Origin of the sequence: Pseudarthrobacter sp. 1C304, from assembly GCF_052245515.1 — a bacterium.
Classification (GTDB): Bacteria; Actinomycetota; Actinomycetes; order Actinomycetales; family Micrococcaceae; genus Arthrobacter.
On sequence record NZ_JBQQCH010000003.1, the window covers coordinates 1 to 20,831 of the forward strand.

The 20,831-nt window shown below is 69.2% G+C and carries 22 protein-coding genes; 11 read left to right on the forward strand and 11 right to left on the reverse strand.

Annotated features, from left to right (window positions below):
• Nucleotides 1-74 precede the first annotated feature (74 nt).
• Nucleotides 75-962: a KPN_02809 family neutral zinc metallopeptidase gene (gene ypfJ, locus ACTWQD_RS07525; RefSeq protein ID WP_443195543.1), complete on the reverse strand. Its 888-nt coding sequence runs from the start codon at nucleotides 960-962 to the stop codon at nucleotides 75-77.
• Nucleotides 963-1,020: 58 nt separating this feature from the next.
• Between ypfJ and ACTWQD_RS07530 the strand changes: the two genes are divergently transcribed.
• Nucleotides 1,021-2,460, forward strand: coding sequence for a class I adenylate-forming enzyme family protein (locus ACTWQD_RS07530; RefSeq protein ID WP_443195544.1), 1,440 nt, complete (start codon nucleotides 1,021-1,023; stop codon nucleotides 2,458-2,460).
• A gap of 46 nt (nucleotides 2,461-2,506) precedes the next feature.
• On the forward strand, nucleotides 2,507-3,700 hold the full coding sequence (locus tag ACTWQD_RS07535) for a thiolase family protein (protein WP_443195872.1): 1,194 nt from the start codon (nucleotides 2,507-2,509) through the stop codon (nucleotides 3,698-3,700).
• A 74-nt stretch (nucleotides 3,701-3,774) separates the two neighbouring features.
• Here the strand turns inward: ACTWQD_RS07535 and ACTWQD_RS07540 are convergent, their stop codons facing one another.
• The 3 genes from ACTWQD_RS07540 to ACTWQD_RS07550 are packed head-to-tail and all read right to left on the reverse strand — an operon-like array spanning nucleotide 3,775 to nucleotide 5,890.
• Complete coding sequence (locus ACTWQD_RS07540; protein ID WP_443195545.1) at nucleotides 3,775-4,449, reverse strand: energy-coupling factor transporter transmembrane component T family protein; 675 nt, start codon at nucleotides 4,447-4,449, stop codon at nucleotides 3,775-3,777.
• A complete protein-coding gene (locus ACTWQD_RS07545) occupies nucleotides 4,446-5,195 on the reverse strand; it encodes an energy-coupling factor ABC transporter ATP-binding protein (protein WP_443195546.1) in 750 nt (249 codons plus the stop codon). The genes ACTWQD_RS07540 and ACTWQD_RS07545 overlap by 4 nt, the downstream gene beginning before the upstream one ends.
• Nucleotides 5,192-5,890, reverse strand: a complete 699-nt coding sequence (locus ACTWQD_RS07550; RefSeq protein WP_443195547.1) for a biotin transporter BioY — start codon at nucleotides 5,888-5,890, stop codon at nucleotides 5,192-5,194. Before ACTWQD_RS07550 ends, ACTWQD_RS07545 begins: the two co-directional genes overlap by 4 nt.
• Nucleotides 5,891-6,239: 349 nt before the next feature.
• Here ACTWQD_RS07550 and ACTWQD_RS07555 point away from each other — a divergent pair, with 349 nt between their 5' ends.
• The gene (locus ACTWQD_RS07555) at nucleotides 6,240-7,838 is read left to right on the forward strand and encodes an ABC-F family ATP-binding cassette domain-containing protein (RefSeq protein WP_066438073.1); all 1,599 of its coding nucleotides are present in this window, start codon (nucleotides 6,240-6,242) and stop codon (nucleotides 7,836-7,838) included.
• Between the two features lie 103 nt (nucleotides 7,839-7,941).
• Here the strand turns inward: ACTWQD_RS07555 and ACTWQD_RS07560 are convergent, their stop codons facing one another.
• From ACTWQD_RS07560 to ACTWQD_RS07575, 4 genes are read right to left on the reverse strand one after another with little or no spacing between them, the layout of a single operon-like run.
• Nucleotides 7,942-8,421 (reverse strand): YbaK/EbsC family protein, encoded by a 480-nt coding sequence (locus ACTWQD_RS07560; RefSeq protein ID WP_443195548.1) that lies wholly within the window; start codon nucleotides 8,419-8,421, stop codon nucleotides 7,942-7,944.
• A gap of 1 nt (nucleotide 8,422) precedes the next feature.
• Nucleotides 8,423-9,307, reverse strand: a complete 885-nt coding sequence (locus tag ACTWQD_RS07565; protein WP_443195549.1) for an SURF1 family cytochrome oxidase biogenesis protein — start codon at nucleotides 9,305-9,307, stop codon at nucleotides 8,423-8,425.
• Nucleotides 9,308-9,556: a hypothetical protein gene (locus tag ACTWQD_RS07570; protein WP_443195550.1), complete on the reverse strand. Its 249-nt coding sequence runs from the start codon at nucleotides 9,554-9,556 to the stop codon at nucleotides 9,308-9,310.
• Nucleotides 9,553-10,032 carry a DUF3099 domain-containing protein gene (locus ACTWQD_RS07575; RefSeq protein WP_443195551.1) on the reverse strand — a complete coding sequence of 160 codons (480 nt, stop codon included), beginning with the start codon at nucleotides 10,030-10,032 and terminating at the stop codon, nucleotides 9,553-9,555. The genes ACTWQD_RS07570 and ACTWQD_RS07575 overlap by 4 nt, the downstream gene beginning before the upstream one ends.
• Before the next feature lie 150 nt (nucleotides 10,033-10,182).
• Between ACTWQD_RS07575 and ACTWQD_RS07580 the strand changes: the two genes are divergently transcribed.
• Together ACTWQD_RS07580 and ACTWQD_RS07585 are read left to right on the forward strand one after the other, a co-directional pair.
• The gene (locus ACTWQD_RS07580) at nucleotides 10,183-10,908 is read left to right on the forward strand and encodes a beta-ketoacyl-ACP reductase (protein WP_443195552.1); all 726 of its coding nucleotides are present in this window, start codon (nucleotides 10,183-10,185) and stop codon (nucleotides 10,906-10,908) included.
• A gap of 95 nt (nucleotides 10,909-11,003) precedes the next feature.
• Entirely contained in the window at nucleotides 11,004-11,423 is a 420-nt protein-coding gene (locus tag ACTWQD_RS07585; protein ID WP_443195553.1) for an Hsp20/alpha crystallin family protein, read from the forward strand.
• A gap of 93 nt (nucleotides 11,424-11,516) precedes the next feature.
• Here ACTWQD_RS07585 and ACTWQD_RS07590 read toward each other — a convergent pair whose 3' ends face one another.
• Nucleotides 11,517-11,882, reverse strand: coding sequence for a DUF5655 domain-containing protein (locus ACTWQD_RS07590; RefSeq protein WP_443195554.1), 366 nt, complete (start codon nucleotides 11,880-11,882; stop codon nucleotides 11,517-11,519).
• Nucleotides 11,883-12,084: 202 nt separating this feature from the next.
• Between ACTWQD_RS07590 and ACTWQD_RS07595 the strand changes: the two genes are divergently transcribed.
• On the forward strand, nucleotides 12,085-12,837 hold the full coding sequence (locus ACTWQD_RS07595; protein WP_443195555.1) for an SDR family oxidoreductase: 753 nt from the start codon (nucleotides 12,085-12,087) through the stop codon (nucleotides 12,835-12,837).
• Nucleotides 12,838-12,983: 146 nt separating this feature from the next.
• Here the strand turns inward: ACTWQD_RS07595 and serB are convergent, their stop codons facing one another.
• Nucleotides 12,984-13,904 (reverse strand): phosphoserine phosphatase SerB, encoded by a 921-nt coding sequence (serB, locus tag ACTWQD_RS07600; RefSeq protein WP_443195556.1) that lies wholly within the window; start codon nucleotides 13,902-13,904, stop codon nucleotides 12,984-12,986.
• A gap of 144 nt (nucleotides 13,905-14,048) precedes the next feature.
• On the opposite strand from serB, the gene ACTWQD_RS07605 reads away from it, so the two are divergent.
• From ACTWQD_RS07605 to ACTWQD_RS07625, 5 genes are all read left to right on the forward strand, one after another.
• Complete coding sequence (locus tag ACTWQD_RS07605; RefSeq protein WP_443195557.1) at nucleotides 14,049-14,834, forward strand: ABC transporter ATP-binding protein; 786 nt, start codon at nucleotides 14,049-14,051, stop codon at nucleotides 14,832-14,834.
• A gap of 18 nt (nucleotides 14,835-14,852) precedes the next feature.
• On the forward strand, nucleotides 14,853-15,638 hold the full coding sequence (locus ACTWQD_RS07610) for a sulfite exporter TauE/SafE family protein (protein WP_443195558.1): 786 nt from the start codon (nucleotides 14,853-14,855) through the stop codon (nucleotides 15,636-15,638).
• A gap of 26 nt (nucleotides 15,639-15,664) precedes the next feature.
• A complete protein-coding gene (locus ACTWQD_RS07615; RefSeq protein WP_443195559.1) occupies nucleotides 15,665-16,474 on the forward strand; it encodes a TrmH family RNA methyltransferase in 810 nt (269 codons plus the stop codon).
• A 191-nt stretch (nucleotides 16,475-16,665) separates the two neighbouring features.
• Nucleotides 16,666-16,923: a type B 50S ribosomal protein L31 gene (locus tag ACTWQD_RS07620; RefSeq protein WP_024365679.1), complete on the forward strand. Its 258-nt coding sequence runs from the start codon at nucleotides 16,666-16,668 to the stop codon at nucleotides 16,921-16,923.
• 102 nt (nucleotides 16,924-17,025) lie between these two features.
• Complete coding sequence (locus ACTWQD_RS07625) at nucleotides 17,026-18,132, forward strand: lipoate--protein ligase family protein (RefSeq protein WP_443195560.1); 1,107 nt, start codon at nucleotides 17,026-17,028, stop codon at nucleotides 18,130-18,132.
• A 58-nt stretch (nucleotides 18,133-18,190) separates the two neighbouring features.
• On the opposite strand, the gene pepN is transcribed toward ACTWQD_RS07625, so the two are convergent.
• Complete coding sequence (gene pepN, locus ACTWQD_RS07630) at nucleotides 18,191-20,830, reverse strand: aminopeptidase N (protein ID WP_443195561.1); 2,640 nt, start codon at nucleotides 20,828-20,830, stop codon at nucleotides 18,191-18,193.
• Nucleotide 20,831 lies beyond the last annotated feature (1 nt).

The following is a 20,831-nucleotide window of genomic DNA, read 5'->3' on the forward strand; positions in this document are numbered from 1 at the left end:
CCTTTCCAGAAGGTGGCCGGCCGCCGTCGTAGTTCCCGCTTCTATGCGGTCACAGGGTCAGGGGATCAGGTAGGTCACGGGGTGGCGACGGCGAACGTGTCGCACTGGTTGATGTCGCCGGTCGAGTAGCCCTGGTAGAACCACTTCTGGCGCTGGGCGCTGGAGCCGTGAGTCCAGGCTTCCGGGGAGACCCGGCCCGTAGCGGCCTGCTGGATGCGGTCGTCACCCACGGCCGACGCGGCGGAGAGGGCATCCTGCAGGTCCCGCTCCGTCAGCGGCTCCAGGAACGGCACCCCGGTGTTGGGATCCTCCTGGGTGGTGGCGTAGCGGACCCACAGGCCGGCGTAGCAGTCAGCCTGCAGTTCCACCCGGACGGCGCCGGACTCCGGGCCCTGCGGGTCCTGCTGGGCCCGGTCCAGGTTTCCCAGCACGTTCTGGATGTGGTGGCCGAATTCGTGGGCCACCACATACTCCTGCGCCAAAGGTCCGCCGGAGGAGCCGAAGCGGTCCACGAGTTCCTGGAAGAAGCCCGGGTCGAAGTACGCGGTGGAATCCGCCGGGCAGTAGAACGGGCCCACCTCGGAGGTTGCTGCGCCGCAGCCAGTGTTGGTGCCTCCTTCGAAGATCACCGTGCCGGGCTGCGGGTACTGCCTGTTGTACTGGGCCAGGTAGGCCGGCCAGAAGGCGTTCAGGCTGTTGACGGTTCCGGTGATGCGGCAGTCGAGCCGGGCGTCGGCGTCGGCGCCGGTCTCGCAGGCCGGGGCGGTACCCTGGCTCTGGGATCCGGACTCCTGCGTGGTGCCGCCCAGGCCCTCCAGAAGGCTCGGGTTGATGCCGAGCAGGGAGGCGATCAGCAGGATGATGCCGCCGCCAAGGCCTATCCCGACTTTTCCGCCGCGGCCCATGCCGCGCCGGTCCTGGACCTGTGAGGGGTCCAGCTGGACGTTGTCATTGAAACTCATGCTGTCACAATATCGCGTGCCGGCGCCCCGGCCGCCCCCGGCCGGTAAAGTTGGTTCGATGCCTTTCCTCGACAGACTCCAGCGCTGGGCCGACGACCGCCCCGACGCGACCGCCGTCGTCGTGGCCGGGCAGCGCCTGAGCTGGGAGGAGCTGCGGGATGCGGCCGCGGACCTGGTGCCGGACGCGCCTGTGGTGACCGTGCTGTCGGAGGAGAACTCGCTGCACTTCGCCGCCGCGTTCGCCGCCGCCGTCGCGGGGGAGCGGCAGTGCGCCGTGCTCGACCCGACATGGCCGCAGCAGCTGCAGGACAGCATCCGGGACCGGTTCCGCGGCCTGCCGGCAACGTCAGCCGCAGCCGGTGCGGCAACATGCATGGGACACGCCGCACGCGTGGACCGGCCGGACCTGGCCGACGGGCCCCCGGGCACGCCGTTCCTGATCGGCCTGACCTCCGGTACCACGTCCGTCCCGAAGGCCTTCACCCGTTCGCGCCGGTCCTGGCAGCAGTCCTTCGACGCGTCGATCGAGTTTTTCGGTCTGGCTGCGGACGACCGGACGCTGGCCCCCGGGCCCCTCGCGGCCAGCCTCAACCTCTACGCCCTGGCCGAATGCCTGTACGCCGGGTCGGAATTCCACACCCTTGCCCGGTTCGACGTCGGCGACGCCCACGCCGCCGTCAGCCATGACGGCATCACCCGGCTGGTCCTCGTTCCCACGATGCTCCGGCTCCTCAGCGAACGGGGACTGAGCGGCGGAGTGGACGCCTCAGGCATCCGCAGCATCATCTGCGCCGGCTCCAAGCTCGACGCGCGGACCCTGGAAGCCGCCCGCCGATGGGCACCCAACGCCACTATCTTCGAGTACTACGGCGCCTCGGAGCTCAGCTTCGTGTCCGGCGCCGGCCTCCCGCCCGGGCAGCCGCCGGAGCAGCGCGGCACGGGGATCGGGAAGCCGTTTCCCGGCGTCGAAATCCGCATCCTCGACGACAGTGGGCAGCCGATGCCCGACGGCGCCGACGGCAACATCTGCGTCCGCAGCGGCATGGTCAGCGACGGCTACCTGTGGGGCGACGACGGCCAGGCGCTGCAAAGCTTTGACGGCTGGCACACGGTGGGGGACCAGGGCTACCTCGACACCGGGACCCTGCACATGCTGGGCCGCCGCTCGGACATGATCATCACCGCCGGCACCAACGTCTACCCGCACGAGGTGGAGCTGGCACTGGCCTCGGTGCCCGGCGTGGCCGCTGCCGTGGCCGCCGGCCTCCCCGACGATCTGCGCGGCCAGAAGGTGGTGGCCGGCATCGTGCCGTCGCACGGCGGGGTGACCGCCACCCAGCTGCGGGCGGGCGTGGAGGATGCGCTGGCCCGCAACAAGAGGCCCCTGGAGTACTTTGCCCTGGCCGAACTTCCCCTGACGGACCGCGGCAAGCTCAGCCGGGACCTGCTGCTCGACTGGATTGCCACCCACGACCCGCGGATCCGGCGCCTTGGCTGACCGGCAGCCCCCGCGCGCCGCGCAGGCTTCCCTCCCGGGGGCGCCACTGCCGGCGCTGTCACTCCCGGCTGACCGGCAGCCGGTGATCGTTGCCGCCCGGCGCACCCCCATCTGCCGGGCGAACGGCGCCCTCAAAACCGTCCAGGCCCACCACCTGCTGGCCCCCGTGCTCCGCAGCCTGCTGGCCGACGCCGGGGCGGTTCCGGAGTCGGTGGCGGACGTGGTGATCGGCAACGCTGTGGGCGGTGGCGGGAACGTGGCTCGGCTGGCGGCGCTGGAGGCCGGCTTGCCGGTCAGCGTGCCCGGACTGACGGTGGACCGGCAGTGCGGCTCCGGGCTCGACGCGATAGTGCTGGCGTCCCGCCTCGTGGCCGGCGGGGGCGGCCTCTACCTGGCCGGCGGGGTGGAAAGCATCAGCACGGCGCCGCTGCGTGCCCGCCGCACCTCCCACGGAGACCCCGAGTTCTTCTCCCGTGCGCAGTTCGTGCCGGAACGCCTCGGCGATCCGGACATGGGAGTGGCCGCGGAGAACGTGGCCACGCAGTACGGGATCAGCCGCGAACGGCAGGACGAGCTGGCCCTCCGCAGCCACCGGCGCGCGTTGGCCTCCGCCGCTGCGGGGCACTTCGATGCCGAGATTGTCCCGTTGTCCGGGGTGGCCGGGCCGCACGGGCAGCGGACGGTCGTGTCCGACGACGGTCCGCGCCGGGGCCTCACAACCGCGGTGCTGTCCCGGTTCCCTGCCGCGTTTGTTGAGGGCGGCACGGTCACGGCGGGGAACTCCTGCTTCGACGCGGACGGCGCGGCCGCCGTCGTGGTCACGTCGCTGGAACGAGCCCGCGAACTGGGCGCCGGCGACGGTTTGCTGGTCCGCGGCACGGACACGGCCGGCGTGGATCCGGAACTGCTGGGCATGGGGGCGGCCGCCGCGGCCGAACGCCTGCTCGGGCGGTGCGGAGTTCCGGCGACCGCGGTGGGGCTGGTCGAGTTCAACGAGGCGTTCGCGTCCCAGACCCTGGCGTGCCTGGACATGCTGGGCATCCCGCCGGAACGCGCCAACCTCGACGGCGGCGCCCTGGCCCTGGGGCACGCCTACGGGGCATCCGGTGCGGTGCTGGTCACCCGGCTGCTGGCGCAGGCCCGCCGCAACCCGGCCGGGGGGCAACTGGCACTGGCCATGATCAGCATCGCCGGCGGCATGGGCACCGCCGCCCTGTTGGAATACCGCAGGTTCGCCTAGCTGCTGCTCCTTCTTCTCCAGCGTGCTCCGTGGGACATGCCCATTCTTCGGCGTGGCCCGTGCGCATAGTGGGCTTATGTCCGGTGGTCCGGGTCAGGGGAGGGCATGTCCCCCGGGGGGACCGGCTCGTCCTCGGCCTCGCCCAGGCCTCGGGCTGCGAGGGCGTCGCCCGTCTGCCGGGCAAAAGCGACCGTGGTGATGAAGACCGGCAGGACCAGGGCCCGGGGGTTGCGCTCCAGCCCCCGGGCACGGGCGGAATCGCGGACGTCGCTGTACGCGCCCGCGATGAACGGAATGCTGCGCAGCATGATGGCGATGGTCAGCGCGAACCGCTCCGGATCCGCTCCGAACCGCCGGAATGGCGCGGCCAGGGAAGCGACCCCGTCCAGCAGCCGCTGCACCGGCGTGGTGGCGGTGAGGATCGACGCCGCCACGATGCAGACCAGCACGTTGAGGACAATCCGCGCCGCCGTGGCACCGCCCAGCTGCCACCACTGGAACAGGCCGATCGCAGCCAGCACCGGCAGCACCGGCCGGACCGCCCGGAACAGCCTCCGCAGTCCCGCGCCGCTCAGCAGGAAAAGGCCGCACATCAGCACCAGCACCGCGGCCGCCACGGCCCAGTCCACGATCAGGAACGACGCCATGCCGCAGCCCAGCACCAGCACGAACTTCAGCCACAGCGGCGCGCGGTGCAGCACGGAGTCGCCGGGCACATAGTTGGCCAGCAGGAATCCGTGGCTGCTCACCGCTGCTCCAGGCGCGGCGTTCCCGGCGCGGTCCCGACGTCCGGCCCCAAGGCGCACAGCGCCCGGTAGTGGCCGACGGCGGCTGCCGCGCCGCCGTCGAACACCACGGCCCCGGCGTCGACCACCAGGACCCGGTCCAGGTCCAGCGCCAGTTCAAGGTCGTGGGTGGAGAGGATGACCTGCTGGCGGAGCCCGGCCAGGGTCCGCCGCAGCAGCTCCCGGTTGCGCAGGTCCAGGAGGGTGGACGGCTCGTCCAGCACCAACACGGCCGGGTCCACGGCGAGGACCGCCGCGAGGGCCAGCAGCTGCCGTTCCCCGCCGGAGAGTTCGTAGATGCTTTGGTCGGCCAGCGGAAGCAGTCCGAAGCGGTCCAGGGTGGCCTCCGCCTGGCTGCTGCGCTCCCGGGAGTTCCGGACCGAGCGCCGGAGGGACAGCTCAACATCCTCCCGGCCGGTCGGCATGACCAGCTGCGACAGCGGATCCGTGAACACGAAACCGACGCGCCGCCGCACCTCCCGGACCTCCCGGACGGTGTCGGCGCCGTCCACCGTGACGGTGCCGCTGCTCGGGGCGACGAGCCCGTTGAGGAGCCGCAGCAGGGTGGACTTGCCGGAGCCGTTGGCGCCGATCACGCCGATCCGCTGCTCGGTGAGCTGCAGGCTTACGTCCTCGAGCAGGGTTTTAGGCGCGGGCCGGCCGTCGACGGCGACCCGCACCGCGGCCCGGTCCAGGACGATGGTGCTCACGGCCGCCTGTCCGCCCCGGAGTCGGCAGGCTGCGGCGTCCCGGCGGGGCGGACGGTGGCGCCGGCCGGCAGGGACCGGCGGACGAGAAGGTCCGGGAAAGCCTTGTGCAGCGCCAGGGCAATGGTCACAGCCAGCACGTTCTTGATCACATCCCCCGGGTAAAAGGCCAGGTCGGCCAGGAAGGCCTTGGAGAAGTCCAGCTTCGCGTTCAGCATCATCCCGAGGATGCCCAGGCCGTGGACGAAGATGATGCTGCTCAGCATCGGGGCGGCGAAGAGAAGGACGGCGCGGAACCTGCGGAGGCGGCCCGCAGTGCGGCGGAACACGATGACGGCCAGCCAGCCCACCGCCGTGGCCGCAAACACGAAGCCCACGATGTAGCCTGCCGACGGGCCGGCAAGGACCCCGAGGCCGCTGCGTCCGCCGCTGAAGATCGGCAGCCCGGCGAGGCCAAGAAGGACATACAGCCCGACGGCGGCGAAGGCCCGGCCGGGGCCCAGCGCCAGGCCGGTGAGCATCACAGCGAGGGTCTGCAGGGTGATGGGGACCCCGAGGCCTCCCACGGGGATGGCGGCGATCAGGGCGGAACCGGCCACGAGCGCCGCGAAAACCGCGATCAGCCCCAAGTCGGTGGCGTTCCAGCGGGCGCGCCGCCGGACGGAGGCGGCCGCAGCGGGGGCGTCGGACGGTGTCATGGGAATACCTCTTCGTGCGGGGGCGGGGACATGCTTCTCTGCTTTCTGACTGTACGAGCATGGCGGGAGGTGTTTTTTGTAGGGGCTCCACTAAGCGGCGGCCCGGTTGCTGGAGGGCGGCGCCAAAGGCCGGTCCGTCCGGCGTCCGCCGCCCGGCCGGGCACTGCCGCCGCAGTGCCGCCGCACTGCCCGGCCCGCTGTCATGGGGCGGTGTCTCGGTCCGGTGTCACGGGGCTGGGGGCGGGCCGGTAGACTTGAAGGGGCCGTTCTCTCGGCCCTCCTGTCCCGGCACGCTTCCAGTTCCACCGGTGTGCCGCGGCGTTCCCTGTTGTGAAAGGCCTTATCTGCATTGATTACCGTCCAGGATCTCGAACTGCGCGCCGGCGCCCGCCTCCTCATGGACCAGGTGAGCTTCCGGATCGACAAGGGAGACAAGATCGGCCTGGTCGGCCGTAACGGTGCAGGCAAGACCACGCTCACGCGGGTGCTCGCGGGTGAGGGCCTGCCGGCCGCCGGGAAGGTCACCCGCAGCGGCGAAATCGGCTACCTGCCGCAGGATCCGCGCACCCCGGACATGGAGCAGCTCGCCCGGGACCGGATTCTGTCCGTCCGCGGCCTGGACATCGCCGTCGGCAAGCTCCGCCTGGCCCACGAGGAAATGGCCAGCGAGGACGCCGCGGTCCAGAAGAAGGCGATGAACCGCTACGACCGCCTGGAGTCCGAGTTCCTGGCCGCCGGCGGCTACGCGGCCGAGGCCGAGGCCGCTGCGATCTGCTCGAACCTCGCCCTGCCGGACCGCCTGCTGAACCAGCCGCTCAAGACCCTCTCCGGCGGCCAGCGCCGCCGTGTGGAGCTCGCCCGGATCCTGTATTCGGACGCCGAAACCATGCTCCTCGACGAACCCACCAACCACCTCGACGCCGATTCCATCGCGTGGCTCCGGGAGTTCCTCAAGAACCACCAGGGCGGCCTGATCGTGATCAGCCACGATACCGAACTGCTCGAAGCGACTGTTAACAAGGTGTTCCTGCTCGATGCCAACCGCGCGCAGATCGACTTCTACAACATGGACTGGAAGCGGTACCTGACGCAGCGCGAAACCGACGAGCGTGCCCGCAAGCGCGAACGCGCCAACGCGGAAAAGAAGGCCCAGGTCCTGATGGACCAGGCCAACAAGATGCGCGCCAAGGCCACCAAGGCCGTCGCCGCGCAGAACATGGCCAAGCGCGCCGAACGCCTCCTGGGCGGGCTCGAGGCGGTCCGCGAAAACGACCGCGTGGCAGCCCTGCGCTTCCCGGACCCGTCGCCCTGCGGCAAGACCCCGCTGACGGCGGACGGCCTGAGCAAGTCCTACGGCTCGCTGGAAATCTTCACCGACGTGGACCTCGCGATCGACCGCGGCTCCAAGGTGGTCATCCTGGGCCTCAACGGTGCCGGCAAAACGACGCTGCTGCGCATGCTGGCCGGCGTCGACAAGCCCGACACCGGCGAGATCATCCCGGGCCATGGCCTGAAGGTGGGCTACTACGCCCAGGAGCACGAGACGCTCGACGTCGACCGCACGGTCCTGCAGAACATGCGCTCGTCCGCCCCGGACATGAACGACTCCGAAGTCCGCGGCATCCTGGGGTCGTTCCTGTTCTCCGGGGACGACGTCGACAAGCCCGCCGGTGTCCTCTCCGGCGGCGAAAAGACCCGCCTGGCCCTTGCCACCATCGTGGCCTCAAGCGCAAACGTGCTCCTGCTGGACGAGCCCACCAACAACCTGGACCCGGCCAGCCGCACCGAAATCCTCGGCGCCCTGCGCAACTACACCGGCGCCGTGGTGCTGGTCAGCCACGATGAGGGCGCTGTGGAGGCGCTCAATCCGGAGCGGGTGGTCCTGCTGCCCGACGGCGTGGAAGACCACTGGAACGAGGACTACCTCGACCTGATCACGCTGGCGTAGGCCGGTCGTTGGTCGCCTCCCGCTTCGCACCGCGCTCGATTTGCCGCGTGCTCGCTCGTTCCTCGCTTAGACGCACGCTACACAAATCAAACGCGTCGCTCCGCTAGCGGACCGGCATCTCCCGAGCGCCGGTGATGCGCTGGAGCTCTTCGTAGCTGATCGAGAACATCGAGTGGTGGTCTCCGGCGCCGGCCCAAAGGACGGCGTGGGCTGAGAGGGACTCATCCAGCAGGGTCCGGATCTTTTCCGGGTGGCCGACCGGGGCCACTCCGCCGATTTCCTGGCCGGTGTGTTCCAGCACGAACCCGGGGGAGGCGCGGCGGATCCGTCCCGTGCCCAGCCGGGCGGCGACCTTCCCGACGTCCACCCGGGCCGCGCCGCTGGCCAGTATCAGCAGCGGGGCGCCCTCCAGATCGAAGACGAGGCTGTTGGTGATGGCCGCGACGTCGCAGCCCAGGGCGGCTGCCGCCGCTGCCGCCGTCGGAACCTCGGACTCAAGCACCGTGACGGTGTCCCTGGCCCCGAGCGCGCCCAGCGCGTGCTTCACCCTGGCCACCGGCTCCGGAAAGATGCCTGCCGCCATGTCAGAACCCCTGGGCATCCAGGATGGCGTCTTCCTCTTCCTCCGCGGTCGGGTTCCTCCGCTTCCGGGCGGCGGGGCGGCGGCGGGCAACCGGACCGCTGGAATGCATCACGCCGCCGTCCGGATCCACGCCCTGCGCTTCGGCGTCCTCAGCGTCGATGGCGGCGTTCCGGGCCTGCTGCCGGGCGGCGTAGCCGAAGCCGATGAACATCAGCACACCGAAAGCAAACCACTGCAGCGAGTAGGAGAGGTGCGTGCCTTCTTCGGTGGACGGCATCGGGAACGGGAACGGCATGGCCGCAGCCGCAGGGCTTTCCGAGGCCAGCTGCCCGTAGGCGCCCGTCAGGACAGGATAGCCAAGCTGGCGTGAATAGGCGGTGAGGTCGATCGAGGCCAGCTGCCCGTCGGGGGCGCCGCGCTGGAGATCGGGCTCGGCGGGCCGGAGGCGGGCGACGACGGTCACGGTGCCCTGCGGCGGGGCCGGGACAGAGTCCGGGCGGCCCGGGTTGTTGTTGCCGATCGGCAGCCAGCCGCGGTCAATCACCACGGTCTCCCCGGTTTCCACCCGGAACGGAACCACCACTTCGTAGCCGGGCTGGCCGTTGAGCGGCCGGTTGCGGACGATGCGCTGCCCGTCGACGTCGTAACTGCCCCTCAGCTCCACCTGCGTCCACTCGCGGTCCGCGGCGAGGGCGCTGAATTGGCCCTTGACCTCGGCGAAGGGGACCGGCGTTGCGGAGTAGTTGGAGGTGACGCGGTTGATTTCCGCGAGGGTCTCGGCGCGGCGGTCCATCTGCCAGCGGCCCAGCCCGACGCAGGCAGCCGCGAAGATCGCGGCCAGCAACAGATAGCCCAGCCATTTGCTGGAAAAGAGAAAACGGTACATTCAGCGTGCCTTGCCTGCCGGGTCCAGTGCCAACGTTTCTTTCCAGAGTCCGCGGGTCTGCAGATAGTCCTCGAGCCAGGCCCGGTGCTCTCCACAGGCCAGCCAGATCTTGCGCCGTTCCGGGGTGTGGATCTTGGGGTTGTTCCAGAGCAGCTGCCATTCAGCGCCGTTCCGGCATGCCTTGCGGGAGCACACGGCTTCCGCAGGCCCGGCCGCTCCGCCGTTCCCGGTGAGGTCAAAGAGATTCATGATGCCGCCCGTCCGTGTCTATCGCCGGTACCGGCGTCTCCCGGGGCGGAACCCGGCCCGTCCTCCGGGGCCTCGTCGTCGTCGACGAGTTCGCCCTGCAGCAGCGTCATGGACGGGTCCTCCGGCTCCGGTGCATCCGGGGCGGCCGGCGCGTCGAGTTGGGCCAGCGGCGCATAGTCGAGCAGTGAGTCGGCGTGGACCTCGGCCTGGTCACTGCCGTTGGCAATGATGACAGCTATCCAGGGCAGGAACACGGCGCCGAGGACCGGCAGGACCTTGAACCAGCCGTCCACCACAAAAATCAGGACCAGGCACACCATGCGGATCCCCATCGCCACGGCGTACTTGATCATCCGCTGGCGCATCTCTTCGGAATGCGCCGTGGCGGCGTCCGTGATGCTGTGGACCTCGGGATTTCCGGACGGAACGTCCGGATTCCCGGGCACAGGCGCACCGGATCGGTTTTTGAGTGTCACGGCTGTCAGATCACGCTCCCAAGGCTTAACGCAATTCTCTCACCAACGGCAGGGCCGCCCAAACGCGGGCCGGCCGGGCGCTAAGATCGGAGGCAGGAAAATCCCGCCCCCAGCGCGGCGCCGTCCGCCGCAGAATTCCGGAGCCCCACCATGTCTGAAACAGCAACCACCGGCCGCAGTGTCCTGATCACCGGCGGAAACCGCGGAATCGGCCTCGCGATCGCCGAGGCCTTCCTCGCCAACGGTGACAAGGTGGCCGTCACGTACCGCAGCGAATCAGCGCTCCCCGAGGGCATTCTCGGCGTCAAGGCAGACGTCACGGACGAAGCCTCGGTGGATGCGGCGTTCGCCGAAGTGGAAGCCGCCCACGGTCCCGTGGAGGTGCTGGTGGCGAACGCCGGCATCACCAAGGACACGCTCCTGATGCGTATGAGCGAAGACGATTTCACCTCGGTTATCGACACCAACCTCACGGGCGCGTTCCGGGTGATCAAGCGCGCCTCCAAGGGCATGATCCGGGCACGTAAGGGCCGCGTGGTCCTGATTTCCTCTGTCTCGGGGCTCTACGGCGCGCCGGGCCAGATCAACTACTCGGCATCCAAGGCCGGCCTGGTCGGGATCGCCCGCTCCCTGACCCGCGAACTCGGCGGCCGCGGCATCACCGCGAATGTGGTGGCGCCCGGGTTCATCAACACCGACATGACGGCCGAATTGCCGGAGGCAACCCAGAAGGACTACCTGTCCAACATCCCCGCCGGCCGTTTCGCCGAGGCCTCCGAGGTGGCCAACGTTGTCCGCTGGATCGCCAGCGATGAGGCCGCCTACATCTCAGGTGCCGTCATCCCGGTCGACGGCGGCCTGGGCATGGGCCACTAGGACTTTCAGCCCTTCGTTTCGAGTGCTCCCGGGTGTGTAATGGGCCTACAACCCCTGACCATTCCGGGCAGGGCCGTGGATCCGGGAGGACAATCGTGGCTGAACTTAACAAGTGGGTGCCGTCGGACGTACTGGAACCGATCAAGCGTTTCCTTGACGGGGACCTGACCATGACGCCGTCCATCAAAGTCGAACAGTTCGTGGAAGGCACCACGCTGGTGGTCCGTGCCGAGGTGCCGGGGATTGACCCTGACAAGGATGTGGACGTCTCCGTGAGCGAAGGCATGCTGCACATCCGCGCCGAACGTGAGGAGAAGTCCGAGCACAAGGGCAAAGACGGCTACCGCTCAGAATTCAGGTACGGATCCTTCGCCCGCAGTGTTGCGCTGCCACCGGGGGCAAGGGAAGAGGACGTCACCGCCACCTACAAAGACGGCGTCCTGGAGGTGCGCGCCCCTGCGCCCGTGGCCGCCCCGGAGGCAACGGCCAAGAAGATCAGGATCGACCACACGTAGTCGGCTACAACAGCGCCCGCGCAACGGGGCGGTCGGCACCGGTCCGGCCGCCCCGTTTGCGCGCCGGCCGCCCGCGAGGTTGGCGGGCCGTCCTCAGCCTGCCGCAGACTGCGCCTCCCGCAGCCAGGCCAGGACCTCGGCGTCCAACTCGTCCCCGGTGTGCAGCTCCAGATGATGCATCCAGACACCGCGGGACGGGTTGATCACTTCTTTGAACCTGTCGGAATCGATGCGCCGCGGCAGCGCAATCGACAGGACGGCGGGAACGTCGGAATCCACATAACGGCCCGGCCACCACAGGTAGGCGAAGCCGCGCCGGGCCCGGAAGGCCACCTGGCTCTTGGTGGCCCGGATTGCCGCCGGCGGGTTTCCTGCCAGCAGTTTCTCCACCTCATGGAACAGCTCCAGGCCGCGTGGTGAGCCACTGAAGACCTCCTCCGGCGTCGACTCCGCGCTCACTCCCTGCTCACTCCCTCAGGCACGGAAGCTCCTGGCGCTCTGCCATTGGCCATCCCATGCGCGTGAGCCTACGCCCGGGGGCGGTTCCGTAACAGCCTGCCGCAGCTTCTTTGTGGGACCCGGACAACTGGAAACCCGGGGCCCGCTGGCATGATTGAGTGCAGACCCACCGTTTTTGGACGTTTGGAACAAAGGAGCTCGTATGGGACTGCTGGATAACAAGACCGCGATCGTCACCGGTTCATCGAGGGGCATTGGTGCTGAAGTCGCCAAGCTCCTGGCCGCCGAGGGTGCCGCCGTCGTCGTGAACTACCGCCAGAAGGCGCCGCGCGCCAACAAGGTGGTCGCGGAGATCGAGGCGGCCGGCGGCCGCGCCGCCGCCGTTGGTGCGGACCTCACCACCCAGGAAGGCGTGCAGGCCCTGGCCAGCGCCGCCATGGAGAACTTCGGCTCGCTTGATGTCCTGGTCCTCAACGCGTCCGGCGGGATGGAATCCGGCATGGAGGAGGGCTACGCCCTCAAGCTCAACCGCGACGCGCAGGTGAACATGCTCAACGCCGCCGTGCCGCTGATGGCCGAGGGATCGCGGGTGGTCTTCGTGACAAGCCACCAGGCCCACTTCATCAACTCTGTTCCCACCATGGAGAACTATGAGCCCGTGGCCCGCAGCAAGCGCGCCGGCGAGGACGCACTGCGCGAACTCGTCCCGGGCCTGGCCGCCAAGGGCATCTCCCTGGTGGTCGTTTCCGGCGACATGATCGAGGGCACGGTCACGGCCACCCTGCTGGACCGCTCCAACCCCGGTGCCATCGAGGCACGCCGCGCCGAGGCCGGGAAGCTGTACTCGGTGACGGAGTTCGCCGCGGAGGTCGCCAAGATGGCCACCGCCGGCGTCGAGACCGGGCACACCGAATACGTCGGCGGCTCCGACTACTTCACCAAGGGCAGCAACTAACCACCGCGGATGCGGTAAGGCCGGATCCCGGTCAGACCGGGATCCGGTAAGACCGGGATCCAGTAGGACGGAAGGCCGGGGCAGCTGCCCCGGCCTTCCGTCCTACTGGCCGCCGCCGGTCCTTCTGTACGGCCTCTAGTGCACCGTCAGACCCCGGCGATGTGCCGCACGGCGTCCAGGTACGGCAGGTTGACCGCGGCGTCCGCCGCGGCCCGGACCGCCGGCTTGGCGTTGAACGCCACCCCGATGCCTGCGGCGCCCAGCATGTCCAGGTCGTTGGCGCCGTCGCCCACGGCAATCGTGTGCTCCATCGGAATGCCTTCCTTGGCCGCCCAGGCCCGCAGGTACCTTTCCTTCGCCGCCCTGTCGACGACATCGCCGATCACCTTCCCGGTCAGCGCCCCGTCCACGATTTCAAGCTCATTGGCGATCCAGTAGTCCAGCCCCAGGTCCTCCGCGATGGGGCGGAGGATCTGGTTGAAGCCGCCGGACACCACGGCCACCACATGCCCGGCGGCCTGGAAGGCGGCAACAAGCTCAGCGGCCCCCAGGCTCAACTTGACCTCGGCGCGGACGGAATCAACGACGTCGGCCGGCAGCCCGGCGAGCACCGCCACCCGGGCGTGCAGGCTCTGGGCGAAGTCCAGCTCGCCGCGCATGGCCGCCTCCGTCACGGCCGTGACTTCCTCCTTCTTGCCGGCATAGGCGGCTAGAAGTTCAATGACCTCCTGCTGGATCAGCGTGGAGTCCACGTCCATGATGAGGAACTTCCGCTGGGCGCTGCGCAGCGACGCGGGGACGATCGCCAGGTCCCCGTCGGCGGGCCCGGCGGCCGCAACGGCCCGGCGCAGCCCGGCCAGTGCCGCCGCCTGCTGTTCTGGTCCGGCCGCGGGGCCGGCGGCAGGGGCGAAGCTGCCGTCCGCCGTATAGACCTCGAACCGGGTGTCACCGGTGGTGGTTCCCTCCTCCAGCGCCACGCCGGAGGCGGCAAGCGCCGAACGGAGCCGCTGCACCTCCGGAGCGGTCAGTTTCGGGGCATAGCTCACTGCGGTCACGTTCAGATCCATGCCTGCAATCCTAGCGATCGCACGAAGGGCGGCCCGAATCCGTTGCGCACCGGTGACGCGCCCGCGCGCCGCACGTGGGAGTGCAGGTCAGGCCCGGCGTTCCGGTTATCAGTCGTCCGCTTTTATGTCCTAGTGTCTACTCCTATGAGTGATGTTCTTGAATTGGCCGCCGTCAGCGTTGTCCGTGGGGCAAAAACCCTCCTGGACAAGGTCGACTGGCAGGTCCGGGAAGGCGAGCGCTGGGTGATCCTTGGCCCCAACGGCGCCGGCAAGACCACACTGCTGCAGATCGCCGCGGCCCGCATCCACCCCACCAGCGGCATGGCCGGCGTCCTGGAGGAGATCCTCGGCGCCGTCGACGTCTTTGAACTGCGGCCCCGGATCGGGCTGTCCTCCGCTGCCCTGGCCAACCAGATCCCGGAGCAGGAAAAGGTCCTCAACGTCGTCGTGACCGCCGCCTACGGCGTCACCGGCCGGTGGCGCGAGGGCTACGAGAAGGACGACGAACGCCGCGCCTTCGCCCTGCTGAATGAGTGGGGCATGGGCCCGCTGCTCAACCGGCCGTTCTCCTCCCTTTCGGAGGGGGAGCGCAAGCGCGTCCAGATCGCCCGGGCGCTGATGACGGATCCGGAGCTGCTGCTCCTGGACGAGCCCGGCGCGGGGCTGGACCTGGCCGGCCGCGAGGACCTGGTCTACCGGCTGAGTGCCCTGGCCCGTGACGAGGACGCCCCGGTCATCGTGCTGGTGACCCATCACCTGGAAGAGGTCCCGCCGGGCTTCACGCACGCCCTGCTGATGCGCGACGGCGGCGTGGTGGCCCAGGGACCCATCGAGAGCGTCCTCACCACGGAAAACCTGAGCGAAACGTTCGGCATGCCCCTGGACGTCAGTGTCACCGCCGGCCGGTACACGGCCACCGCCCGCCGCTGAGCGGGCCGCTGACAGCGCGTGGAGTACCTTAACAGCGTCTTTATTTTCTTCGCCGGGCTGTGGGCAGGAACCATCAACAGTGTGGTCGGTTCCGGCACCCTGGTGACTTTCCCGGTGCTGATTGCCCTGGGCTACGCACCCGTCACCGCCTCCATCAGCAACGCGATGGGCCTGGTGGCCGGCAATGCCGCGGGCGCCTGGGGCTACCGCAAGGAACTCACCGGACGCGGCGGCCAGCTGCTGAAGCTGCTGCCCGCCTCGCTGCTGGGCGGCATCACCGGGGCCTACCTGCTGCTGCACCTGCCGGAGGAAGTGTTCCACTACGCCGCCCCGGTGCTGATTGTGCTGGCGCTGCTGATGGTCGCGTTCCAGCCCCGGCTGCAGCAGTGGGTCCGGAACCGGGAGCAGAACCCCGAACACGCCATCCGCGACCGCAGCCACGGCGTGCTCCTGGTGGTCCTCGTGTACCTCGCCGGGGTCTACGGCGGGTACTTCGTGGCTGCCCAGGGCATCCTGCTGGTCGGAATCCTGGGCGTCTTTATGACGGGCACCATCCAGAACGCCAACGCCATGAAGAACATCCTGGTCCTGGGCGTCAACGTGGTGGCCGCAGCCTCGTATCTGCTGTTCGCCTTCGACCGGATCGACTGGACCGTGGTCGGCCTGATTGCCGTCAGTTCGCTGATCGGCGGAGTGATCGGCTCGAAGGTGGGGCGCAGGCTGTCCCCGGTGGTTCTGCGCGGCGTCATTTTCGTCCTGGGCCTCGTGGCCCTCGGATTTATGGTCGCGAACCTCTTCCAGTAAATGCTCCCGACTGAAATGGCCCGCCAGTGACCTTCCACCACCTCGACTCCGCTGACGACCCGCGCGTGTCGGACTATACGCAGCTCACGGATGTGCACCTGCGCAAGCTGCGGGAGCCCGTCGAGGGCATGTACATCGCGGAGTCCTCCCGGGTGCTCCGCCGCGCCCTCGCGGCGGGACACCGGCCGCGCTCCTTCTTCCTCGCCGAAAAATGGGTCGAGGACCTCGCGGACGTCTTCGAGCGGTACCCGGACGTGCCTGCGTATATCGGCTCCGCCGCGCTCCTGGAAGCCATCACCGGGTTCCACCTCCACCGCGGGGCCATGGCCGCGATGCAGCGCCCGGCACCGGTGCCGCTGCCGGAGCTCCTCGCCGGCGCCCGGCGGGTGGCCGTCCTGGAGGACATCGTGGACCACACCAACGTCGGCGCGATCTTCCGTTCCGCCGCGGCGCTGGGGATCGACGCCGTCCTGGTGTCCCCCCGCTGTGGGGACCCGCTGTACCGCCGCAGCGTCCGGGTGAGCATGGGAACGGTGTTCCAGGTGCCGTGGGCCCGGCTGGAGGACTGGCCGGGGGACCTGCGGGTGCTGCAGGACCACGGCTTCACCGTCGCTGCCCTGGAGCTCACGGGCGACGCCGTGGACGTCGATGACCTGGCGGCCCGCCGGCCGGACAAACTGGCCCTCGTCCTCGGCACCGAGGGCGCCGGGATGAGTGAAGCCACCCTCGCCGCCGTCGACCTGGCCGTCAAGATCCCCATGCGCGCCGGCGTGGACTCACTCAATGTCGCGGCCGCGTCCGCCGTCGCTTTTTGGGAGCTGCGGTCCAGGGCCTGACCGGACCTCCCAAAGGCCATAAGGCGTGCCGTTGACGTGCGGCAAGGGTGCGCCGGCAGGGGCTACCAGGCGTTCGTCAGTCCGCCGTCGATCGGCTATAATGGATAGCTGGCCGTCCGGTCACTTCCGCCGGCCATCCCATTCATACCTGGCAGCTGGCAAAATCCAGTTGCGTGAACAAAGGTCCCATTATGAAGTCTGATACCCACCCGAAGTACGAAGCTGTTGTTTTCAACGACCTGGCTTCCGGCGTCAAGTTCCTGACCAAGTCCACCGTGTCTTCCAAGAAGACCATCGAGTGGGAAGACGGAAACACCTACCCGGTCATCGACGTCGAAATCTCCTCCGAGTCCCACCCGTTCTACACGGGCAAGCAGCGCATCATGGACTCCGCAGGCCGCGTCGAGCGCTTCAACGCTCGCTTCAAGGGCTTCGGCGGCAAGAAGTAATACTTCCCCCAAGGTCTTGTGGAAAGCCCGCACCGGCAACGGTGCGGGCTTTTTGCGTCCCGGCGTCCGCGGCCCCGCGCGCCGCGTGGCAGGATTAACGGCATGACTTCCCTGAACCCCGTGCCCGGCCCCAGCAGCGCTGACGACGGCGGGACCCGCCGCCACGGGGAGTACAAGGTTCCCGGAGGCAAGCTGGTGGTGGCCGACTTCGACGTCGCCGGCGGAGTCCTCACGAACGTCTCGCTCAGCGGGGACTTTTTCCTGGAGCCGGACGAGGCGCTGCCGGCGATCAACCAGGCGCTCACCGGCCTCCCCGCCGAGTCCGCCGCGGCGGACATCGCGGGCGCTGTGGCGGCCGCCCTGCCCGCCGATGCGGTGCTGTTCGGATTTTCCGCCGACGCGGTGGCCGTCACCGTCCGCCGCGCCCTGGCCAAGGCCACCGGCTGGGCCGACCACCACTGGAACATCATCGGGCCCTCCGTGCTGCCCACCCACATCAACGTGGCCCTCGACGAGGTCCTCACCGAGGAGGTGGGTGCGGGCCGCCGCAACCCGACGCTGCGCTTCTGGGACTGGGAGGAACCGTCCGTGGTTATCGGCAGCTTCCAGTCCGTCCGGAACGAACTGGATCCGGCCGGCGTCGAGCGTCACGGCATCAGCGTGGTCCGCCGCATCAGCGGCGGGGGAGCCATGTTCATGGAGGCAGGCAACTGCATCACGTATTCGCTGTACCTGCCGCAGACCCTGGTGGACGGCATCAGCTTTGCCGACTCCTACGGGTTCCTGGACGCCTGGGTGATGGCCGCGCTTGAGAAGATCGGCGTCAGCGCCTTCTATGTGCCGCTCAACGACATCGCCACCGAGCAGGGGAAGATCGGGGGTGCCGCGCAGAAGCGGCTCGCGAACGGCGGCATGTTGCACCACGTCACCATGAGCTATGACATCGACGCGGACAAGATGGTGGAGGTCCTGCGGATCGGCAAGGAGAAGCTCTCCGACAAGGGGACCCGGAGCGCCAAGAAGCGGGTGGACCCGCTCCGCCGCCAGACCGGCCTGGCGCGGGCAGAGATTGTCGCCTCCATGATGGACGTCTTCGCCGAGCGCTACTCGGCGACTCCGTCGGAACTCACGGACGCGGAGATCGCCGCCGCGCACCGCCGGGTGGAAGCCAAGTTCGGCACACCGGAGTGGCTGCACCGCGTCCCGTAAGCCCCCACGACCCCGTCGATTGCTCCGTAACTGCCGTTTTGAGCCCCCAAAAGGGCGGTTACGGAGCAGTCGACGCGTGGTTCGCGGCCAGGGCCTGCGCCGTGAGGGCGCGGTGCAGATGGCTGCGCTGTTCGATGATGATGCGGCGCAGGGCCCGCGGCGCCTCCGGGTGCGCGGCCAGCCATGCGTCCGTCTGCACAATCACCGGGTGGGTGTCCGGGGTACTGTCCGGATCCTGCCCGTCCACATCCTGCCCCGCCGGGTAGAGCCCGCGGACGATCCGGCTCCCGATTTCAATGGTGCGGCCGGCCCACACATCCTCCAGGCATTCGAAGTACGGGTCAACGAAACCGCGCAGCTGTGCTGCCGGGGCCGTGTTGAAACCGGCGATAGTGGCGCTCAGCAGCTGGTTGGAGAGGGAGGTGCCGTGCACCGCCTCCTGCCAGGCTGCCTCTTTGACGCCGGCGTCAGGCCGGGCCGCGAGGGCGGTGGCATGCCCGGCCCTGCCGGCTGCGGTGTTGTCGCGTGCCAGCTCCGCCCCGAGCTGGTCCGCGGTGGCTTCGCCGTTGGCGGCCAGGGCGTGCCAGAAATTCCAGCGCAGCTCGGCGTCCACGGCCAGGCCCTCGATGACCGTGCTGCCGTCAAGGATGCCGCGGAGCAGGTCCAGCTGGCTGACGTCGTACCGGCTGGTCGCAGCGACCGTGCGGGCCCATGCCAGCTGCTGGTCTGAACCCGGTGCGGCCTGCTGCAGCTGGTCGGCGGCGAAGGTCAGGAAGCGGCGGCGCACGGCCGGCCGGGCGCCGGCCGGCACGTAGCGTTCAATCGCGGTGGATGCGTTGCCCAGGACGGCCAGCAGCACGCCGATCCCGGACTCGGCAGGGCCGAAGCGCTCGACGGCGTCGACGTACAGGGACGCCGGGGTGGCGGCGTCGCGGGCCGAGTCCCATAGCGCGGTCCAGCACAGGGCCCGGGCCATCGGATCAGTGAGCGCACCGAGCGAGCTGCGGACCGTCGCCTCGGATTGCGGGTCGAGCCGGACCTTGGCGTAGCTGAGGTCCTCGTCGTTGACCAGCAGCAGGGCGGGCCGCGGCCGGCCTGCGAGCCCGGCCACCTCGGTGCGGGCGCCGGTGACGTCGGTTTCGACACTCCCGGTGCGGACCAGGGCCCCGGTCCCATCCAGGTCGTACAGGCCGATGCGCAGCCGGTGCGGCCGCGGCTCCTGCCGGCCCGTCGCCGGATCCTCGGCCTCCTGGTGGAGGGTCACGGTGCCCAACACGCCGTCGTGCTCCTCGATCCCGGGCGTGAGTGTCGAGATGCCGGAGGTCTGCAGCCACTGGCGGGCCCAAGCCGCGAGGTCCCGGCCCGAGGCGGCGCTGAGCGCGGCTAGCAGGTCGGCCAGGGTGGTGTTGCCGTAGGCGTGGTCCTTGAAGTACCGGCGCGACCCCTCGATAAACGCGTCGAAGCCCACATAGGCCACCAGCTGCTTGAGTACCGAGGCGCCCTTGGCGTAGGTGATGCCGTCGAAGTTTTGTTTGGCCGCCTCGAGGTCGGGGATGTCGGCGACGATCGGGTGCGTGGTGGGCAGCTGGTCCTGCACGTAGGCCCAGGCCTTGCGGTTGTTGGCGAAGTTCACCCACGCGGTGTCCCAGTCCGTGGTGCGGTCCACGCCGAGGGTTCCCATGTAGTCCGCGAAGGACTCCTTCAGCCACAGGTCGTCCCACCACTGCATGGTGACCAGGTCGCCGAACCACATGTGCGCCATCTCGTGCAGCAGCGTGTTCGCGCGGGCCTGGTACTGCGAGTCGGCCGCCCGGGAGGTGAAGACGTAGCTTTCCGTGAACGTGACCAGGCCGGGGTTCTCCATGGCGCCGAGGTTGTATTCGGGCACGAAGGCCTGCTCGTACTTGCCCCACGGGTACGGGAAGTCAAAGAGGCGGTTGAAGAAGTCCAGGCCGTCCTTGGTGAGGTCCATCAGTGCTGCGGTGTCGAAGGACGGCGCCATGGAGGCGCGGCAGTACAGGGCCAGCGGCACCTCAAGGGTGGTGCCGTCGCCGAGCGTTCCGCACCAGGAATCCTCGGCCTTGAAGTACGGGCCGGCCAGGACGGTGGTGATGTACGTGGACATCGGCCGGGTGGGGGCGAAGTCCCAGCAGCTGGTGCCGGGGTCCTCCGGAAGGGGCGCCCGCCGGGTTCCGGTCCCGTTGGAGGACACCTGCCACGCGGACGGTGCCAGAACGTGGAAGGTGAATTCCGCCTTGAGGTCCGGCTGTTCAAAGTTGGCGAACACCCGGCGTGCGTCGGCGGGCTCGTACTGGGTGTAGAGGTAGCACTGGCCGTCGGCCGGGTCGAAGAAGCGGTGCATGCCTTCTCCGGAGGTGCTGTACCGCGCCGTCCCCGTCACGGTCACCTGGTTCTCCGCCTGGAGGTTGTCCAGCCGGATCCGGGCGCCGTCCACGACGTCGGCGACCGGAAGTTCCGTGCCGTTGAGCAGGACGCTGTGCACGTCGCTGCCGATGAAGTCCAGGAACGTGGACGCTCCAGGCCGGGCCGCGGAGAAGGTGATCACGCTGCGGCTCTGGTAGCCGGGGACGTCCGGATCGGCAGCCTGCCGGACGTCCAGGGTGACGTCGTAGCTGTGGGTGGTGATCAGGGCGGAGCGGGTTGCGGCTTCATCGCGGCGCAGGTTCTGGTTCGGCACC

Excerpts from the sequence above, each read along its gene's own strand:
- ACTWQD_RS07570 (WP_443195550.1), bottom strand. The coding sequence starts at position 9,556 with ATGAATCTCTTTGACCTCACCGGGAACGGCGGAGCGGCCGGGCCTGCG.
- ACTWQD_RS07560 (WP_443195548.1), bottom strand. The coding sequence starts at position 8,421 with ATGGCGGCAGGCATCTTTCCGGAGCCGGTGGCCAGGGTGAAGCACGCG.
- serB (WP_443195556.1), bottom strand. The coding sequence starts at position 13,904 with ATGGATCTGAACGTGACCGCAGTGAGCTATGCCCCGAAACTGACCGCT.
- ACTWQD_RS07625 (WP_443195560.1), top strand. The coding sequence starts at position 17,026 with ATGACTTCCCTGAACCCCGTGCCCGGCCCCAGCAGCGCTGACGACGGC.
- ACTWQD_RS07565 (WP_443195549.1), bottom strand. The coding sequence starts at position 9,307 with ATGTACCGTTTTCTCTTTTCCAGCAAATGGCTGGGCTATCTGTTGCTG.
- ACTWQD_RS07595 (WP_443195555.1), top strand. The coding sequence starts at position 12,085 with ATGGGACTGCTGGATAACAAGACCGCGATCGTCACCGGTTCATCGAGG.
- ACTWQD_RS07605 (WP_443195557.1), top strand. The coding sequence starts at position 14,049 with ATGAGTGATGTTCTTGAATTGGCCGCCGTCAGCGTTGTCCGTGGGGCA.
- ACTWQD_RS07620 (WP_024365679.1), top strand. The coding sequence starts at position 16,666 with ATGAAGTCTGATACCCACCCGAAGTACGAAGCTGTTGTTTTCAACGAC.
- ACTWQD_RS07550 (WP_443195547.1), bottom strand. The coding sequence starts at position 5,890 with ATGACACCGTCCGACGCCCCCGCTGCGGCCGCCTCCGTCCGGCGGCGC.
- ypfJ (WP_443195543.1), bottom strand. The coding sequence starts at position 962 with ATGAGTTTCAATGACAACGTCCAGCTGGACCCCTCACAGGTCCAGGAC.
- ACTWQD_RS07530 (WP_443195544.1), top strand. The coding sequence starts at position 1,021 with ATGCCTTTCCTCGACAGACTCCAGCGCTGGGCCGACGACCGCCCCGAC.
- ACTWQD_RS07580 (WP_443195552.1), top strand. The coding sequence starts at position 10,183 with ATGTCTGAAACAGCAACCACCGGCCGCAGTGTCCTGATCACCGGCGGA.